The following is an 18,740-nucleotide window of genomic DNA, read 5'->3' as shown; positions in this document are numbered from 1 at the left end:
GCAAATATAACAGATTATGAATTTTTATCTGCTTCGGAATCGTCATCTTCCATAGGAATAATATTTATAGAAGGTTCACGCATTACTTCCTTATTAGCAATGCTGCGTTCTAAGGATAATAATAAGGACGGAAGCAGTAGTAAATTAGATAACATTGCAAACAGTAAAGTCGCCGAAACTAATGCTCCTAAAGCAACGGTTCCTCCAAAGCTCGACGTTGTAAATACGATAAATCCAAAGAATAATACAATAGAGGTATAAAACATACTCACGCCAGTTTCGCGAAGAGCAGCATATACAGATTTACGTATTTTCCAGTGGTTGGCTTGTAGTTCTTGTCGGTATTTTGCCAAAAAGTGAATGGTGTCGTCTACCGATATTCCGAAGGCAATACTAAAGACCAAAATGGTTGAAGGCTTGATAGGAACACCAAGATACCCCATTAAACCTGCTGTGATCACAAGTGGAAGTACATTAGGAATAAGGGATACAATAATCATTCTTACCGATCGAAACATATAAGCCATGAATATTGAAATTAATAGTATGGCTAAAGACAATGAAATGGCTAAGTTTTTAACCAGATACTTGGTACCTTTTTGAAAAACGAGTGCCTTTCCGGTCATGGTGACATTATAGCGATCGGCTGGTTGAAATACCTTGTTTATTTTATTTTGTAAGTCTTCTTGAATACGTTCCATTTTATCGGTACCAATATCTTTCATAAATGTGGTAATCCGTGCATATTGTCCAGTGCTGTCGACGAAATTTTTAAGTAAGTCTACATCAGAAGATGAGTTTTTTGCATAAGATAAAATAAAACTGTTTTCTTGACTTGTTGGGAGTTGGTAGTATTTAGGGTTGCCATTGTAATAGGCTTGCTTACTGTATTTTACTAAGCTAACTACAGAAATTGGACGCGATAATTCTTCGGTTTCATCAATTAGGTTTTCAAGGTCTTCCATTTTTTTAAGCGTACTCAATTTCATAACACCCTTTTTACGCTTGGTATCGACCATAATTTCTAAAGGCATAATGCCATCGAACTCTTGTTCAAAGAACCTGATATCTTTAAAGAAGTCTTCTTCTTTTGGCATGTCTTCAATGAGGCTGCCCGAGATTTCTATCTTATAAATGCCAATAATACTCGCAATAATAAGTACAAGAGCGGTAACATAAATGGCAATTTTTTGTTCACGTACCATGCGTTCAATCCAATTTACAAAACCACCAATCCAACGCTTGTTTAAGTGTTCTAAATGGCGCTCTTTTGGATATGGTAAAAAGGTGTAAATGATAGGAATTACAAATAAACACAATAGAAAAATCGCAATAATACTAAGCGAAGCTACAATACCAAACTCCTTTAAGAGTGTGCTCTCTGTCAAAATAAAAGTTGCAAAACCTGAAGCGGTAGTGACGTTAGTCATTAAGGTTGCGTTTCCAATTTTGGTAATGACACGCTGGAGCGATTTTACTTTATTACCATGAAGCTTAACCTCATGTTGATATTTATTGATAAGAAAAATACAGTTGGGAATCCCGATGACGATTATTAATGGCGGAATTAACGCCGTAAGTACCGTAATTTCATAGTTGAGAAGCCCAATGATACCAAAGGTCCACATAACGCCAACACACACCACAATAAGTGAGATAAAGGTAGCTCTAAACGATCTGAAAAAGAAAAAGAAAATAAGCGAAGTAACACCTAAAGCCAAAGCGATAAAGAGTCCGATTTCGTCAACAATATTCTGAGCATTTAGCGTTCGTATATAAGGCATTCCAGAAATACGAACGTCTAAATTATAAGTGTTTTCAAAGGCTTCAATTGTATCGTTAAGAGTTAAAAGGATAAAATCTTTTCTGGCTGCTGTGTTTACAATATCCTTTTTGAGATAAATGGCAGTTCTTATAGTTCTTGTTTTGGTATTAAACAAGAAATTGTCATAGAACGGATAGGTTTTAAATAGCTCGTTTTGAAGCGTTTCGATTTGCTCTTGTGAAGCAATCGAATCTTTAATAAACGGAACTAAATCAAACTTTTCGGCCTCATTATTTTTGACCAGTTTTTGCAGGTCATTAATAGATACAACGGTTTCTACTTCGTCGAAAGCTTTAAAACTTTCAGAAAGCTGGTTCCAAGCATTTAATTTTTCAACCGTAAACAGCGTAGAATCTTTTACACCAAGTACAATAAGGTTGCCTTCTTCTCCAAAGACATCTAAGAATTCGTTATAGGTGACATTGACCTCGTGATCATCGGGAAGTAAATTGGCTTCAGTATAGGTGAAACGCATGTATTTCCACTGCGAACTAAAGAAAAGAGTAGCCAAAATGATGACGACTAAAATACCAATTTTGTTACGCAAAATCAATCGCGCAACCACTTCCCAAAAGTTCTTTGTAAATAGTTTAAACATGTGCTTTCAAAACGAAGCCCAAAGGTAGAAAAAACCTAATGATAACCGATAAATTTAACGATATATTATTGTATTATAAACTGACATTAAATGTAAACTTCGCAGCAATATTATCGGCATAAGACGGAAGGTGATAGCCGCCATAACGATAGGCGAAACTCAAGCCAAAACCGAAGAGTAATTTGTTTAATTCAAATCCCACTTCCGAATAGCCTTTAGATAGTGTCCCGAAATTGATGTTTTGATGTCGTTCTATATTGTTCATGTCTCCAATAGCCATTCTTGAAATGAGCACTAATTGCGGTCGGTAACGCTCGGTGATTTTAAAAGGTTTTACAAAGTGTTTGAGCTGGAGCGTCGCATATCTATCTGAAAAGAATTCGTTGAAATACATGGTTTCAAAACTATTAATTCCTGCCACCGAAAATCGTTGTAAAATCGTCTCTTTAGTAATGTTATTAGGATAGGCGTGATACAAGTGCGTTAATGGTGTTTTTCCCGTAGCCAGTCCAGTGGTTAATATGGCTTCGGTAAATACATGGTCGTTAAATATAAATCGGTGTACCGTTCTAAAGTCTGTTTTAAAGAAATTGAAATTACTACCAATAACATTTTTAAAACTCTGAGTTAGTTGCAAGGTGAATTTTGGATAGCCGCTTTTAGTTTCTTTTACGGTTCCTTTTTCAACTGAAAAAAGACTAAATGGGCTCCATTGTAAAGCCGTTTTGGCGGTACTTACATTAAAATTTCCATAAGATTGTCCGTTAACATTAAATCTATAATCGTAGGTTGGATCAATTTTACTTACAGCAAATTCGGTTTCGGTAAGCAAATAATTTGAGAGTTTGTGCTCTATAGCAATCGCTTTTGTAATGTGTTTATGAAACAAATCAATATTTAATAAACGCGGCTCAAAGAATGAAAAAAAGCGCTTATCTGTTAAAAAAGTGGAGCTACCGGTTTCTTGTAAATCGTCAGTATAAGAAAGGTTTATCCAGGTGCTCGTTGCTTCATTTACCCTAAATCCGCCACCAATTTTATATTTGAAACGATGATCTTTAAATCCGTAAACCACATAACTATTGATTTTATATTTTTCTGAAAACCCTTCGTTTGTTTCGCCACCAATTCCCGTTCGAAATCCTTCGTACTGATTAAATTTTATCAGATATTTTAAATCGACATTTAAAAATTTTGTTGGATAAAACCCATTGCCTAATTGTTTTAAAAACTCTCTTTTTCTTAAAGAGTCATTTTCGACTTTAGTAGAATCCTGTGCCGTGTTAGGGGTTTGCGAATAAAGTGCACAAGTAAAAAGCGTAACCAAAATTAAGCAAAAAATCTTATGCATTTAAGTAGAGAATAAAGAGGATTAATAAAAAAAAGCGACTTATAATACGTCGCTTTTTGAGGATTTATACAGTCATAATTTCTTTTTCTTTGACTTCAAAAATATCGTCTATTTTCTTAACGTATTTATCGGTCATTTGTTGTATATCAATTTCGGCATTTTTTTGTTGATCTTCAGAAGCATCCTCAAGATTTTTTATCTCGTGGTTGGCATCTTTACGTGCATTTCTTACACCAATTTTAGCATCTTCGGCTTCAGCTTTGGCTTGTTTAGACAAATCTCTTCTGCGCTCTTCGGTTAAAGGTGGTACATTGATAATGATGGTTTCACCATTATTCATTGGGTTAAAACCAAGGTTAGCGATCATAATGCCACGTTCAATTTCTTGAAGCATACTCTTTTCCCAGGGCTGAACTGTAATGGTTCTTCCGTCAGGTGTGTTTACATTGGCAACTTGAGATAAAGGCGTTTGAGAACCGTAATAGTCTACCATAACGCTACCTAACATAGCAGGGCTAGCTTTACCTGCTCTAATGTTTACAAATTGTTTTTCAAGGTGCTTGATGGCACCATCCATTGCTTCTTGAGCTGTATCTAATATAAATTTTATGTCTTCGTTCATGATTAAAAAACTTTAATATGTAAAATGCTTACCAAAAAATGAGCCAAATATTATAAATTAACTTTAGTGCCAATATTTTCACCAGAAACTACTTTTAGCAGATTTCCTTTTTTATTCATATCAAACACGATGATTGGTAGTTTGTTTTCCTGACTTAGTGTAAATGCTGTCGTGTCCATAACTTTAAGTCCTTTTCTCAATACATCATCAAACGTAATGTGGTCGAATTTTACAGCATTTAAATCTTTTTCAGGATCTGCATTATAAATACCATCAACACGCGTCCCTTTTAAAATAACATCGGCTTCTATTTCTATCGCTCTTAATACGGCTGCAGAATCTGTTGTGAAATACGGGTTACCAGTTCCGCCACCAAAAATAACAACACGACCTTTTCTAAGGTGACTCATTGCTTTTCGTCTTATAAAAGGTTCGGCAACTTCATTGATTTTGATGGCAGTTTGCAGGCGTGTTTTTACATCTGCATCTTCCAGTGCATTTTGTAATGCTAATCCGTTAATCACAGTCGCCAACATTCCCATATGATCTCCTTGAACACGGTCCATACCTGCCATAGCTCCAGCGACACCTCTAAAAATATTTCCACCACCAATAACGATAGCCACTTCTACACCTAAATCGGTAATTTCTTTGATGTCTTTGGCATATTCTGCTAAACGTTCTGGATCAATTCCGTATTGGCGTGAGCCCATAAGTGCTTCACCAGATAATTTTAGTAGGATTCTTTTGTATTTCGTCATTTGTAGAATGAATGTTTATAAAGGTAATTAGATTGCGACAAAAATAAACAAAATTATTTTTTACTTGGCAATTGTTTTTATTTATGTCTTATCGTTTATAGCGGATTGGTCAATTTATTTTATTTCGTGCTCTGCTTGGTGTTTATTGTTGATATTAAGTGATTTAATTTTCATAGAATAAATAATTTTCGTTTTTTTATACTGTTTTCAATGCCAACCATGATGAAAAATAGTTTACCTCTTATACTTTTCGCTTTTATTACAGTTTTTTCTTGTGTCGATCCAAAGCCTACACCAAAGGGTTTAGATACCAAGCTTATTGCTTCGGCGTATAGCAAAGGAGTTGTGAAAATTATTATGGCAGACCCAGAATTAGAAAAAGAAAAACCCGGAAAAGGTTATTTAAGCAGAGGTTCTGGTTTTGTTGTCACCAAAGACGGCTATATTTTCACTAATAAACATGTTGTTGAAACTGGAGTGAAAGGCTATATTTATTACGATAGTACTGTTGGAAAAGAAAAAAAGACAAGTTTTGATGTTTACTCAGATGAGATTGTGAACACTAAAAGCCTGACTAAGGTTCATAGAGTCGGACATACAATCCCGTTGATTCAGGTATTTAATGGAAATAGTGAAAACGATTATACCTTATATAAAGCAGAAATAGTCGCTATTGGCGCAGGTGCTTTTGATGGTGCCTTACTCAAGATTGTTAGTGATATTAATGATCAACCTGTAAGTGCTAATTTCACAGCATTGCCATTAGGAAATTCAGACACCGTTTCACAAGGCGAAAAACTATGTGTGTTTGGTTATCCAGCTCAGTTTATTGGGTCTTCGGAAATGTTACTTAAAGACATGAGTACTTTGAGTGTAGGGATTATGAGTGGAAGTGATTTTGTAATGAATACAGATTATGGATACATAAAAACAGATGCTGAAATTCATCCCGGAAATAGTGGCGGACCCGTTTTTGATGAAAATAATAAAGTGATTGGTATTGCTACTGCTAAAGGAAATAAAACCGGAATTGGGCTTGTAGGAGGCGTTAATGGGATGTACTACATTTCGGCAATAGATAGTAAAGCACACAAGAAGTTGATTAATTTAGGCTTAACCTTGCCAACGCGTTCTACCTCTATTAATACAATTAAAGGTGATAAACAGCCTTTAAAAAGTAAAGCGCAGATTAATGCGGCTATTGCTTTAAGAGTTAAAAAAGAGAACGAAATTAAAAATCCGCCCATTAAATATGGTAATTACATAAAATCGAAAGTCTTTTTCTCCAATATTTCGGCAGCTTCAAATAACAATTTAATTCCGAATACGAGTAAGCGCTACACAAGTTTTACTATTGATAGGGTCAAAGGAGGTCTTATTTGGACTTATGTTGATAACGGACTTGGTAATCCGCTTTATACAGATAAGCTAAAAGTTTATGTTGATAAAATGGATGCCAGTGGTTTATACAAACAAGTAGAAGTGTTTAATGTGACTCAGGTTAATAGCAATGCCGATATTACCCATTTTTCTCATGCGTTTTACAAAGCAGGCAAATACAAAATAAGAGTATATTCGGGAACCAACAATGCTTATATTAATTCGGGATATATGAGCTTAAGTTTTAAATAAAAAAAACCACTACATCTTAGACTAAGAGTAGTGGCTTTGGTATTTTAGAGGGATCTTTTACTTCGATACAACCTTCACTTTAGTTTCCGGGTATCATTAGTAAAAAGAGTGTATTATCCTACTGTTGCACGTTTAAATCCAGTAACAGCAACATCACCAAAAGATGCTACGTATTGCGCTACAGTTTGTTTTTCATCTTTGATAAACTTTTGATCTAATAAACATTGCTCTTGATCTAAAGTCGTATTATCAGAAATAAAACGCTCCATTTTTCCTGGTAAAATTCTGTCCCAGATTTGTTCTGGTTTACCTTCTGCTTTTAATTCTGCTTTAGCAGCCTCTTCAGCTTGAGCAATAACTTCAGGAGTTAATTGCGCCATAGAAATGTATTGTGGTACATTTTTTAAGGTTTTACCTAAACGACCTAATTCGATATTATCTTTTTCGATAACAGCAATTCTAGCTTCCGTTTCAGAAGCAATAAATGCAGGATCAAAATCTTTGTAAGATAAAGTCGTAGCTCCCATAGAAGCGACTTGCATTGCAACATCTTTAACAAGAGTTTCAACGTTATCTACTTTTGCAGATAACCCTACTAAAGCAGCAATTTTGTTAATATGAACATAGTGTCCTACGTAAGGTGCATCTAATCTTTCAAAAGCAGTGATGTCTAATTTCTCACCAATAACGCCAGTTTGTTCTGTTAACTTTTCAGCAACAGTCATTCCACCAAAATCAGCAGCTAAAAACTCGTCTTTAGTGTTGTGGTTTAATGCGATATCTGCTAAATCATTAGCTAATGCTACGAAGTTTTCGTTTTTTCCAACGAAATCAGTTTCACATCCTAATACGATAGCCACACCAGAGGTGTTATCGGCATTTATTTTTGCGACTGCAGCACCTTCAGAAGAATCTCTGTCGGCTCTTTTCTCTGCAACTTTTTGTCCTTTTTTACGAAGTACTTCAATGGCTTTGTCAAAATCGCCTCCAGCTTCAACTAAGGCTTTTTTACAATCCATCATACCAGCTCCAGTGGCTTGTCTTAATTTATTTACTTCTGCGGCTGTAATTTTTACCGTATTTTCCATAATGTTTAAAAATTTAAAAAAGTCGTTTAATTTATAGTTTCAAAGAAAACAATTAAACGACTTATTTATATTGTGTAATTGTTAATTTATTCTTCTTCGTTAGCGGCAACAGGTGCAGCTACTTTAGCTTTTTTATCAGCTTTAACTTCTTTTTTTGCTGCAGGTGATTTTTCACTTTTAGCATCTTTTTCAGCTTTATCTGATTTTCTTTCAGCTAATCCATCAGCTACTGCCGATGTAACTACAGACATAATTTTGTCTATAGATTTTGAAGCATCATCATTTGAAGGAATTAAATAATCTACTTCACGAGGGTCAGAATTGGTGTCAACCATTGCGAAGATTGGAATGTTTAATTTTTGAGCTTCTTTGATAGCGATGTGCTCACGCTTGATGTCTACAACAAATAGAGCACCTGGTAAACGTGTCATATCAGAGATAGAACCTAAGTTTTTTTCTAATTTAGCACGTTGACGATCAACCTGTAAACGTTCTTTTTTAGAAAGCGAATTGAATGTTCCGTCTTTTTTCATACGATCAATCATAGCCATTTTCTTAACCGCTTTTCTAATCGTTACGAAGTTCGTTAACATTCCACCAGGCCATCTTTCAGTAATGTAAGGCATGTTTACATTTCCAGCTTTTTCAGCAACGATGTCTTTGGCTTGTTTTTTTGTAGCAACAAATAAGATTTTCTTTCCAGAAGCAGCAATTTTGTGAAGTGCTTCTCCGGTTTCTTGAATTTTTGCTTGAGTTTTGTAAAGGTTGATAATATGGATACCATTACGTTCCATATAAATGTAAGGAGCCATGTTTGGATCCCATTTTCTTGTCAAGTGACCAAAGTGTACACCTGCTTCAAGTAAGTCTTTTACTTCTACTTTTTCCATGTTGTAATTTGTTTACGTTCTATTAAATTAGCAATGATCAAGTGGTTGCTCTCGATAATCGAGGTTGAATTACTTCTTTTGTTTATTTGGAAGTAACTTGCTCGCCTTCATCATTTAGATGCTAAACTGTACCTGAACTCGTTTCAGGATTTTTTTTAATCTAGCTGAATGTGATTCAGCAATTTTAATGTAAAGCTGTTCTGAATATAAAAGTTCAGAACAGCTTTGAGATTTTTATATTCCGCATATTTCCGAAGTTTCGGAACAGAATAATACATTCCATTTGATTGAGAAAGCTCATGACGAGATTCCCAGTCAAGCTGAGAATTTTAACGTTTCGAGAATTGGAATTTTTTCCTTGCTTTCTTCTGACCGAATTTCTTACGTTCAACCATACGAGGGTCTCTAGTTAATAATCCTTCTGGCTTTAATATTAGTCTGTTTTCTGCATCAAGCTCACACATAGCGCGAGATAATGCTAAACGGATCGCTTCGGCCTGGCCTGTTACACCACCACCATAAACGTTTACTGTAATATCAAAGTTGCCATCGTTGTTAGTCATGGTTAAAGGTTGGTTTACTTTGTACTGCAATGTTGCAGTAGGAAAATAAGCCTCCATGTCTTTTTTGTTTACCGTGATCTTGCCTTTTCCTTTGGCAAGGTACACACGAGCAACAGCCGTCTTTCTACGACCGATTTTGTGAATTACTTCCATTAGTTAACTTGGTTTAAGTCTATTGTTTTTGGTTTTTGAGCTTCATGTTTGTGCTCAGAACCTACAACAACATTTAAATTACGGAATAAATCTGCACCTAATTTGTTTTTAGGGAGCATTCCTTTTACTGATTTTTCCACGATTCTTGCCGGATCTTTTCCAAACAATTCATTCGCAGTTAAACTTCTTTGACCACCTGGATACCCTGTGTGACGAATGTACGTTTTGTCATTCCACTTGTTTCCTGATAAGTTGATTTTTTCAGCATTGATAACAATTACGTTATCGCCACAATCAACATGTGGTGTGAAGTTAGGCTTGTGTTTACCTCTTAAAAGTATTGCTACTTTAGAAGCTAAACGACCTAGCGTTTGATTTTCAGCATCAACTAAAACCCACTCTTTATTAGCGGTAGCTTTGTTTGCCGAAATCGTTTTGTAGCTTAATGTGTCCACACTTATTAATATTAGTTGCCTGTTCACGACAGACGGTTAAACTTTCTCTCTCGAAAAGAGTTTGCAAATTTACGATTAAATATTTGATTACCAAATAGTGTGATGAGATATTTTTATGCCTTTTAATAGGCTTTTTTTTAGTTTGGTACTACTCTCGATTTCAATGTGTTATTTTTTTAATTAATTGGTTTGTCTAAATCGAGCTTTTACTAGTTTTGCAACTTTAAAAGAAGAACGATGATTTCAGTAGATAATTTAGCGGTAGAATTTAGCGGACAAACACTTTTTAGTGAGGTGTCTTTTACCATAAATGCCGATGATAAAATTGCCTTAATGGGAAAGAATGGCGCCGGAAAATCGACCATGATGAAAATTATTGCTGGTGTTCAAAAGGCAACGCGTGGTCATGTAAGAACGCCTAAAGATGCCGTTATAGCTTATTTGCCTCAGCATTTATTAACGGAAGACAATACGACTGTTTTTGATGAAGCGTCTAAAGCTTTTAGTCATGTGTTTGCCATGCGTGATGAAATGGACGCCTTAAACAAGCAGCTGGAAACCCGAACCGATTATGAGTCGGAGGATTATATGAAAATCATCGAACGCGTATCTGATTTAGGAGAGAAGTATTACGCTTTAGAAGAAGTGAATTACGATGCCGAAGTTGAAAAAGCCCTGAAAGGTTTAGGATTTAAGCCAACCGATTTTACCAGACCAACCAGCGAGTTTTCTGGAGGCTGGCGTATGCGGATTGAACTGGCCAAAATTTTACTTCAAAAGCCGGATTTGATTTTGTTAGATGAGCCTACCAATCATATTGATATTGAATCGGTAATCTGGCTCGAAGACTTTTTAGTGAATAAAGCCAATGCCGTTGTTGTCATTTCGCACGACAGAGCCTTTATTGATAGTATTACCAATCGTACGATTGAAGTCACTATGGGACGCATTTACGATTACAAGGCCAAGTACACTCATTATTTGCAATTGCGTGAAGAGCGTCGCGCTCACCAGATTAAAGCCTATCAAGAGCAGCAAAAAATGATTGCCGATAATATGGCATTTATCGAACGTTTTAAAGGCACGTATTCTAAAACCAATCAAGTAGCATCACGAGAGCGCATGCTTGAAAAATTGGATATTATTGAAATTGATGATATTGATACTTCGGCTTTAAAATTACGTTTTCCGCCCACACAACGTTCGGGAGATTATCCTGTAACGGTTAAAGAGGTGTCTAAATCCTATGGCGATCATGTGGTGTTTAACGATGCGAATATGTCGATAGCCAGAGGCGAGAAAGTCTGTTTTGTAGGGCGTAATGGTGAAGGGAAATCGACCATGATTAAAGCCATTTTAGGTGAAATAGATGTAGAAGGGACTTGTACCTTAGGACATAATGTAAAGGTTGGGTATTTTGCACAAAATCAAGCCGCTTTATTAGATGAAAATTTTAGTATTTTTCAAACGGTTGATGAGGTTGCTAAAGGCGATATCCGAACGCAAATTAAAAATATCTTGGGTCGCTTTATGTTTAAAGGTGACGACATTGATAAAAAAGTAAGTGTATTGTCGGGAGGTGAAAAAACCCGATTAGCGATGGTGAAGTTATTGCTCGAACCTGTGAATGTATTGATTCTCGATGAGCCAACAAACCATCTGGATTTAAAATCGAAAGACGTTTTAAAAGAAGCACTTCAGGATTTTGATGGCACACTGATACTGGTGTCTCACGATCGTGATTTTCTGCAAGGTTTGGCTAATAAAGTTTTTGAGTTTAAAGACCAACGTGTGATTGAACACTTTGAAACGATTGATGCCTTTTTGGAGCGTAATAGGATTGAGAGCGTTAAGGCTCTAGATTTGTAGTTTTCTTTTTTTCAATATTATTTCAATTTTCTCATTTCTTGCTTCTCTCTGCGTTAGCGATTGCAACGTAAAGCCCACAGTGAGGCACGAACGAGGACTTGCAGTGGAAAGCGCGACCTAAGCGATCCTGCAAGGTTTTCAAAACCTTGTAGGGATGAGTGTGGTAACGCCCAACACATAATCTTAGTTAATTCGCGTCATACAAATAACTAAGCGCCAATTTTTTGACTACTTTTGCAAAGTCATGCAAGAAGAATTAAGACTTTCGAGTTGGTTGCCTACCACAAACAAAGAGGTGAAAATACGCGGATGGGAAGCGCTAGACGTTATCCTGTTTAGTGGTGATGCCTATGTGGATCACCCTACGTTTGGTCCGGCAGTTATTGGGCGTTTACTAGAAAGTATGGGATTGCGTGTGGCGATTGTACCACAACCGAATGTGAATGATAATCTTCAGGATTTTGTAAAACTTGGTCAGCCACGCTTGTTTTTTGGTGTGACAGGTGGTTGTATGGATCCGATGATTAGCAATTATAATGCTAATAAAAAGCGTCGTGATAAAGATGCTTATACGCCTAATGGTGATATAGGTTTTAGACCAGATTATGCTTCAACGGTGTATTCTAATATCCTAAAGGAAAAATGGCCAGACACACCAGTTTTAATTGGTGGTATTGAAGGTTCCTTACGTCGTGTGACGCATTATGATTACTGGAGTGATAAATTGATGCCAACCATTTTGGAGACGTCAAAAGCTGATATGCTCGTGTATGGAATGGGCGAACAACCGCTTCGTGAAATTGTTCGTTTGCTGGAAAAAGGCGTGCCGTTTCAAAGTATCAATACCGTAAATCAAACAGCAGTACTTTTAGATAAACATGATAAAATTCCGAAAAACAGCAATTGGGAAGATGTTGAAATTGCGTCTCATGAAACTTGTTTAAAGGATAAAAAGCAATACGCTTCTAATTTTAAGGTGATTGAGCAGGAATCGAATAAGCTGGCAGCGCGACGAATTTTTCAGAAAGTAGGTGATAAGACCTTGATGATTAATCCGCCCTATCCAACCATGACTGAGGCCGAAATTGATGCCTCTTTCGATTTGCCCTACACGAGATTGCCGCATCCGAAATACAATAAACGCGGACCCATTCCAGCTTTTGAAATGATTAAGTTTTCTATCAACATTCATAGAGGCTGTTTTGGTGGTTGTAGTTTTTGCACGATTTCGGCACATCAGGGAAAATTTATTGCATCCCGAAGTCAGGAATCCATTTTAAAGGAGGTTGATACGGTTGCGAATATGCCTGATTTTAAAGGTTATTTATCTGATATTGGTGGTCCGAGTGCCAACATGTATCAAATGAAAGGAAAGGTACAATCGATTTGCGATAAGTGTGTGGCGCCGAGTTGTATTTCGCCAGTAATTTGCAGTAATCTCGATACGTCTCATAAACCGCTAACCGAATTGTATCAGGCGGTTGACAGTCACCCGAAAGTAAAGAAATCGTTTATCGGTTCTGGAATTCGCCACGATATGCTGGTGCCAGAATTTAATAAAAATGCCGATCCGAAAGAGCTTGACGATTATACCGAAGAGGTGATGACTAAGCATGTGTCTGGTCGCTTAAAAGTGGCACCAGAGCACACCAGCGATCCGGTGTTAAAGCTGATGCGTAAGCCGTCGTTTACGTACTTCCATAAGTTTAAGGAGCGCTTTGATAAGATTAATATTAAGAAAGGGTTGAAGCTTCAGTTGATTCCGTATTTTATTTCGAACCATCCGGCTTGCGAAGTAGAGGACATGGCGAATCTCGCTGCCGAAACCAAAGATATGGGCTTTCAGTTAGAGCAAGTCCAAGGTTTTACACCAACACCTATGACTGTAGCGACAGTGATTTATTATAGTGGGTATCATCCGTATACGCTTAAAAAAGTGAACACGCCAAAAACGCGTAAGGAAAAAGATGAGCAGCATCGTTTTTTCTTCTGGTATAAAGATGAAAATAAGGCGTGGATTAGAAAGACCTTGAATAAACTGGGTCGTCAGGATTTATTAGACGTCTTACTTCCTGCCAAAACCGAAAAATGGCGAAAAAATAAACCTAAAGGTGAGGCCAAAAACACCTTTAATGATGCTGTGCCTTTTAATCAGCGGAAGGATAAGGTGACGTTTAAGAAGGGGAAGAAGAAGCGGAGGAGGCGGTAAACAAAAGTATTTTAAGACTCCTTAACATTCGTTGTTAAGTCTAGGTTAATCTCTATTGGTTTTTTGGTATTGATTCATAAATCTATTAGATTATATGGGTAATTATAAACCAAAAAAATCACAAATGATAATGGAAAATTTGAAAAAAAAGATTGTTGCAATTTTAGCAACCGATGGCTTTGAAGAAAGTGAATTAAGAGAACCTAAAAATGCTTTAGAAGAAGCAGGAGCAGAGGTGCAAATTGTCTCTTTAAAAACAGGCGAAATTAAAGGTTGGGATAATGGAAACTGGAGTAAAGCTTACAAAGTGGATAAAACTTTAGATGAAGTATCTCAAGAAGATTATAATGCTTTAATGTTACCAGGAGGTGTCATTAATCCTGATATTTTGAGAAGAAATAAAATGGCCGTAGATTTTGTAAAGTCATTCTTTGAAAATAAAAAACCTGTGGCAGCCATTTGCCATGCACCATGGTTGTTGGCAGAAGCAGATGTTTTAAAAGGCAGACAGGTAACGTCGTTTAACTCTATCAAAACCGACATTGAAAATGCAGGTGCACATTGGTTAGACCAAGAGGTAGTAGTTGACGAAGGCTTAGTTACAAGCCGATCACCAGAAGATTTGCCTGCTTTTAATGCTAAATTAGTAGAGGAAGTTTATGAAGGTAAACACGAAATGCAAACAGCATAATAGCTACCTAATATTAAGAATAAAAAGCAGGATTTTTAATCCTGCTTTTTTTGTTTTTTTTGGAAAATAATAATGACCGTTTTTTTTAATTCTAATTAAAATGATTAATTTTTATGTTTTGTCCTTTTGAGTTTAATATATAAATTTACTTGTTAAAGCTAAAATACCTTTAATGATGCAGAGTCTTTTTATTCAACTAAAGGATAAGGTGATGTTTAAGAAGGGGAAGAAGAGGAGGAGAAGGTAAAACGAAATTAGATTCTTTCGGTTAGTTTTCTAATACTTTTACAAATTCTCCAATTACTCTCATTTCTTTGCTATTTTCTTCATCAAGAATTATGTTTTTAAAACTTTTATCATAAGAGTTAGGTTTCAAAATTATTGAGTTATGTTGCCAACCTTCATCTGTAATGATTTTTTCACTTGAATAAGTTTTTACAGTAAATGATGAGTTGAAATCTGGGTCATAAGAATCTCGATTTTCGATTAGGAGAATCTTTCCACTACGAGAACCAGCAAAATACTTTTTGAATAAACAAATTGAGTTGTTCGGAATTATCTTATTCATTGATTCTCCAATGACTCTACAAGCAAAGTAATCATCACTAGCATATTTTTCTGGAACAGATATTAAGTTGTACTCTTTTTCATTTTGCATTTCACTAAAGGTACCAGCTGCGGCATAGAAATCATATATTGGAATAGTAGACTCTGATTGCTTTACTTCATTTTCTATTAATTTAACTTTAGAATTTATGACTTTATCAGTTGTTTTCTTCTTATTGTCTGCAGTTATATAATTATATAAATCGTCTTTTACAGGCACATCTAATTGGAATTTGAAATGAACTACTGGTTTTCCAGATTCAGGCATTTCAGCTTGTTGAATTGAATCTTTTATGATAGATACATCTCCCATAAAATAAAAATCAGTTCCTTCAGCATCTTCTTTTTTTACAAAAAGTAATATGCGTTTAGAATTAATTACATTTTTAATTTCTTCACTAGTTAATTTTCTGTTGGACCTTGATTCCCATGCGAAGATTGAAGGAGAAATAAAATAGTCGTTATATTTTATTGTGTCTTCAATATCTTCCGACTTATGGTAAGTTACAAAGCATGGAGTGATTTCATTTCTTGTTCTATAGCCATAAACAGTACTACTTATATCATTTTCCCAATTCAACAATCTGCAAACATCTTTTCTACTATATTTATTAAAAAGAATAAGTCCTCCTTTGTAATAATCTTTGTCAAAATTATTATTGAAAGTATAAATAGAATAGTCTATAGAGTCAATTAAAAATTCTTTGAAAATGTTATTGTTAAGTAATTCTTTAAACTCATCATGAAACCTTAGGGTATTTTTATATAAATAGATGATTTTTTCCTCTTTTCGAATAAAACGAAAATTAATATTAGAAATACAAGAATCTATAGTTTCTGTAGTAGGTTTATATTGATATCTATCATGTATTAATTCATTGAGTTTTGAAATTTTAAGTTCGTTTGAATTAAGTAATTCTTTTAAAATTATACTTTCTTCAATTCTTTTGGCATTATTAATCTCTTTTGAAAAAAGCTCTAATAACTCAGCAAGTTTTTTATTTAAAGATTTGTCAAAGGTCTTATCAATTCTATTAATGAAATTAAAGTAAGATTTGGAATATTCAATAAATGAGAATGGTTCTCGTGCATTATTTTTTACAAAATCCATCATCATAGGAATTCGACCAATTCTACTCTTTAAATTATTATAGTCAATCATTAAATCTGTAAGCAATTGCATGTTAGCAGAATCAATGGAAGCGTATATTCTTTCCTTGGTGATTTCATCAAAATTGATTGTGGATTCTCCTGGAATCATATTGCTGCCTTCAGAAATTAATTTCCTTATTTTATCTTTATTATATGATGTATCGCCATATAAGGCAATAGGAATCAAATAATTGTTTTTGTAGTTGCCTATAAAATCAATTACAGTTAGATAATGTTTTTCGTCAGTTTTTCTTAAACCTCTACCTAATTGCTGAATGAAGATGATTGCTGATTGCGTTGGACGAATCATTACAACTTGATTAATTTTAGGAATATCAATTCCTTCATTGAATATATCAACAGTAAAAATATAGTCTAATTTTTCTGTCAAGTCGGTACTCTCTAATTTATTAATTGCTGATGTTCTTTCTTCTTCCGAACTGTCTCCAGTTAAAGCAACAGTTTTGTAGCCTTTTTGATTAAATTTTTCAGATAATTCTTTAGCTTCAATTTTTTTAGAACAAAAAATTAAACCTCTTGTTATTCCATTGTCAGAACCATAGAATTCAATTTTTTCTATGATTTTATTTACTCTTTCATCAGCAGTTAATAATCTAAAATCTGATTCATTTTCAAGTATTTCATCATTAACTGATAAATCTGTGACACCATAGTAATGAAACGGAATAAGCATGTCTTCTTCCATAGCTTTACTTAACCTAATTTCATAAGCGATGTTATGGTCAAATAGGCTATAAATGTCATTTCCATCAGTTCTATCAGGCGTTGCAGTCATGCCAAGAAGAAATTTTGGTTGGAAATAATCTATTAATCGAGTGTATGATTCAGCTCCAGAACGATGGGATTCATCAATAATTATGTAGTCAAAACAAGCTCTGTCGAATTGTTTTAAATGAGTAGATTTGGATATTGTTTGAACGGTTGAAAAAACAAAGTCACAATCTAATTCTCTTTTGTTACCAGAGTACAATCCCATTGTTTTAGTATTGCCAAAAATTGTTTTGAAAGTTTCCATAGCTTTTTTTGCAATGTTTAATCTATGAACTACAAATAAGAGCTTTTTTGGATTAAAAGTTTTGGCGTCAAAAGCTGCTAAAAATGTTTTTCCTGTACCTGTTGCTGAAATTATTAAGGCTTTATTATTAATTTCCCTTAACTTTTCTAAATTTTCCAATGCTTCAATTTGCATTGAGTTAGGAGTTATTTCTAAACTAAGCTCTTCAGATAATTCTTCCTGACTTTTTTTATAAACTAGATATTGTTTTTTATAAACATCTTCATAATTTTTGATATAAGATTCATTTACAATTTCTCCAACATTAAAATCACTCTCAAATTCTTTTATTACTTTATCTACAATTGAACTAGAGTTTCTAGCCGAAACTTTCATGTTCCATTCTTTATTTGTAGTTAAAGCTGAAGATGTTAAATTGCTACTTCCAACAATTAAATTATAATATTCAGAATGTTTGAAAATGTAACCTTTGGAGTGTGAATTTTCTTTTGTAATTATTTTTAATTCAATGTTTTTAAATTGAGATAATCTTCTTAAAGCTTCAGGCTGAGTAAAATTCAGATATTGAGAAACAAGGATTTTTCCTTTAATTCCTTTTTCATCTAGATTTTTGAAAGTGTTTATTAAAGTAGCTACACCTCCAGTTGTAACAAAAGCGACAGATATGTAAAAGCTTTCACAAGTTTCTAATTCCTTAATGATTGTAGATAGTACTTTTTTTCTAGGTATTTTCCTATTAATAAGTAATTCAGGTTGATAAAGAACATCAGACTCTAATGTCTTATCAATGAATCCAGTTAATAAACTATCTCTAAAATTATCATTAAACTTTTTGTCCATTCTGAACTAATCTATTAACTATTGGAATATCTGCCTCTGCCCAATCTAGCTTAATTAAGTCATTTAGTGTTAGCCATTCACAAGAAATATGTTCATTTAAATTTATATCTTTAGTTTCGGCATAACAAACAAAACTATGCATTGTTAATTCAAAATCAGGATATTTGTGAACAACTGTCAGAAATAAATCTTCAATTTTAGTGGGAATGAAATTTAATTCTTCAATAAGTTCTCTTTTTAAAGCTTCTTCTTTTGTTTCTCCTTTTTCAATTTTCCCTCCAGGAAATTCAAATTTTTCTGAAATATAACTTAGCTTGTTTTTAGGTCTTTGAACACATAAAATTTCATTTCCGAAATATATAATTGCTGCAACAACTTCTATTTTTTTCATACGATAAA

The 18,740-nt window shown here is 34.5% G+C and carries 14 protein-coding genes; 4 read left to right on the top strand and 10 right to left on the bottom strand.

What is annotated here, in order from left to right:
- Nucleotides 1–14 precede the first annotated feature (14 nt).
- The 4 genes from N4270_RS04460 to pyrH form a co-directional block, all read right to left on the bottom strand.
- Nucleotides 15–2,423 carry an RND family transporter gene (locus N4270_RS04460; RefSeq protein ID WP_260095724.1) on the bottom strand — a complete coding sequence of 803 codons (2,409 nt, stop codon included), beginning with the start codon at nt 2,421–2,423 and terminating at the stop codon, nt 15–17.
- A 73-nt stretch (nt 2,424–2,496) separates the two neighbouring features.
- Nucleotides 2,497–3,774, bottom strand: a complete 1,278-nt coding sequence (locus N4270_RS04455) for a hypothetical protein (RefSeq protein WP_260095722.1) — start codon at nt 3,772–3,774, stop codon at nt 2,497–2,499.
- Nucleotides 3,775–3,838: 64 nt separating this feature from the next.
- Nucleotides 3,839–4,396, bottom strand: a complete 558-nt coding sequence (gene frr, locus N4270_RS04450; protein WP_260095720.1) for a ribosome recycling factor — start codon at nt 4,394–4,396, stop codon at nt 3,839–3,841.
- Between the two features lie 50 nt (nt 4,397–4,446).
- Nucleotides 4,447–5,157, bottom strand: a complete 711-nt coding sequence (gene pyrH / locus N4270_RS04445; RefSeq protein WP_260095718.1) for a UMP kinase — start codon at nt 5,155–5,157, stop codon at nt 4,447–4,449.
- A gap of 219 nt (nt 5,158–5,376) precedes the next feature.
- Between pyrH and N4270_RS04440 the strand changes: the two genes are divergently transcribed.
- The gene (locus N4270_RS04440) at nt 5,377–6,789 is read left to right on the top strand and encodes a S1C family serine protease (protein ID WP_260095717.1); all 1,413 of its coding nucleotides are present in this window, start codon (nt 5,377–5,379) and stop codon (nt 6,787–6,789) included.
- Between the two features lie 113 nt (nt 6,790–6,902).
- Here N4270_RS04440 and tsf read toward each other — a convergent pair whose 3' ends face one another.
- From tsf to rplM, 4 genes are all read right to left on the bottom strand, one after another.
- Entirely contained in the window at nt 6,903–7,877 is a 975-nt protein-coding gene (gene tsf, locus N4270_RS04435; protein ID WP_260095715.1) for a translation elongation factor Ts, read from the bottom strand.
- Between the two features lie 86 nt (nt 7,878–7,963).
- Nucleotides 7,964–8,767, bottom strand: a complete 804-nt coding sequence (gene rpsB, locus N4270_RS04430; RefSeq protein WP_260095714.1) for a 30S ribosomal protein S2 — start codon at nt 8,765–8,767, stop codon at nt 7,964–7,966.
- A gap of 329 nt (nt 8,768–9,096) precedes the next feature.
- Complete coding sequence (gene rpsI, locus N4270_RS04425) at nt 9,097–9,483, bottom strand: 30S ribosomal protein S9 (protein WP_260095712.1); 387 nt, start codon at nt 9,481–9,483, stop codon at nt 9,097–9,099.
- Entirely contained in the window at nt 9,483–9,938 is a 456-nt protein-coding gene (gene rplM / locus N4270_RS04420; protein ID WP_260095710.1) for a 50S ribosomal protein L13, read from the bottom strand. Before rplM ends, rpsI begins: the two co-directional genes overlap by 1 nt.
- Before the next feature lie 237 nt (nt 9,939–10,175).
- Between rplM and N4270_RS04415 the strand changes: the two genes are divergently transcribed.
- The 3 genes from N4270_RS04415 to N4270_RS04405 all read left to right on the top strand — a co-directional run bounded on the left by N4270_RS04415 (nt 10,176) and on the right by N4270_RS04405 (nt 14,707).
- Nucleotides 10,176–11,807, top strand: coding sequence for an ABC-F family ATP-binding cassette domain-containing protein (locus N4270_RS04415; RefSeq protein WP_260095708.1), 1,632 nt, complete (start codon nt 10,176–10,178; stop codon nt 11,805–11,807).
- 244 nt (nt 11,808–12,051) lie between these two features.
- Nucleotides 12,052–14,016, top strand: coding sequence for a YgiQ family radical SAM protein (locus N4270_RS04410; RefSeq protein ID WP_260095706.1), 1,965 nt, complete (start codon nt 12,052–12,054; stop codon nt 14,014–14,016).
- Nucleotides 14,017–14,146: 130 nt separating this feature from the next.
- Complete coding sequence (locus N4270_RS04405; RefSeq protein WP_279309189.1) at nt 14,147–14,707, top strand: type 1 glutamine amidotransferase; 561 nt, start codon at nt 14,147–14,149, stop codon at nt 14,705–14,707.
- 268 nt (nt 14,708–14,975) lie between these two features.
- Here the strand turns inward: N4270_RS04405 and N4270_RS04400 are convergent, their stop codons facing one another.
- Together N4270_RS04400 and N4270_RS04395 are read right to left on the bottom strand one after the other, a co-directional pair.
- Nucleotides 14,976–18,341: a DUF3427 domain-containing protein gene (locus N4270_RS04400; RefSeq protein WP_260095704.1), complete on the bottom strand. Its 3,366-nt coding sequence runs from the start codon at nt 18,339–18,341 to the stop codon at nt 14,976–14,978.
- Nucleotides 18,325–18,732, bottom strand: coding sequence for a (deoxy)nucleoside triphosphate pyrophosphohydrolase (locus tag N4270_RS04395; protein ID WP_248413062.1), 408 nt, complete (start codon nt 18,730–18,732; stop codon nt 18,325–18,327). Before N4270_RS04395 ends, N4270_RS04400 begins: the two co-directional genes overlap by 17 nt.
- Nucleotides 18,733–18,740: the final 8 nt, after the last annotated feature.

This window comes from Psychroserpens sp. SPM9 (assembly GCF_025153525.1).
Taxonomy (GTDB): Bacteria; Bacteroidota; Bacteroidia; order Flavobacteriales; family Flavobacteriaceae; genus Psychroserpens.
This window is presented reverse-complemented; position numbering and strand designations above follow the sequence as displayed.

What these genes read in the sequence shown, in the direction of transcription:
- N4270_RS04460 (WP_260095724.1), bottom strand. Translation starts at nt 2,423, where the DNA reads ATGTTTAAACTATTTACAAAGAACTTTTGGGAAGTGGTTGCGCGATTG.
- N4270_RS04455 (WP_260095722.1), bottom strand. Translation starts at nt 3,774, where the DNA reads ATGCATAAGATTTTTTGCTTAATTTTGGTTACGCTTTTTACTTGTGCA.
- frr (WP_260095720.1), bottom strand. Translation starts at nt 4,396, where the DNA reads ATGAACGAAGACATAAAATTTATATTAGATACAGCTCAAGAAGCAATG.
- pyrH (WP_260095718.1), bottom strand. Translation starts at nt 5,157, where the DNA reads ATGACGAAATACAAAAGAATCCTACTAAAATTATCTGGTGAAGCACTT.
- N4270_RS04440 (WP_260095717.1), top strand. Translation starts at nt 5,377, where the DNA reads ATGATGAAAAATAGTTTACCTCTTATACTTTTCGCTTTTATTACAGTT.
- tsf (WP_260095715.1), bottom strand. Translation starts at nt 7,877, where the DNA reads ATGGAAAATACGGTAAAAATTACAGCCGCAGAAGTAAATAAATTAAGA.
- rpsB (WP_260095714.1), bottom strand. Translation starts at nt 8,767, where the DNA reads ATGGAAAAAGTAGAAGTAAAAGACTTACTTGAAGCAGGTGTACACTTT.
- rpsI (WP_260095712.1), bottom strand. Translation starts at nt 9,483, where the DNA reads ATGGAAGTAATTCACAAAATCGGTCGTAGAAAGACGGCTGTTGCTCGT.
- N4270_RS04415 (WP_260095708.1), top strand. Translation starts at nt 10,176, where the DNA reads ATGATTTCAGTAGATAATTTAGCGGTAGAATTTAGCGGACAAACACTT.
- N4270_RS04410 (WP_260095706.1), top strand. Translation starts at nt 12,052, where the DNA reads ATGCAAGAAGAATTAAGACTTTCGAGTTGGTTGCCTACCACAAACAAA.
- N4270_RS04405 (WP_279309189.1), top strand. Translation starts at nt 14,147, where the DNA reads ATGGAAAATTTGAAAAAAAAGATTGTTGCAATTTTAGCAACCGATGGC.
- N4270_RS04400 (WP_260095704.1), bottom strand. Translation starts at nt 18,341, where the DNA reads ATGGACAAAAAGTTTAATGATAATTTTAGAGATAGTTTATTAACTGGA.
- N4270_RS04395 (WP_248413062.1), bottom strand. Translation starts at nt 18,732, where the DNA reads ATGAAAAAAATAGAAGTTGTTGCAGCAATTATATATTTCGGAAATGAA.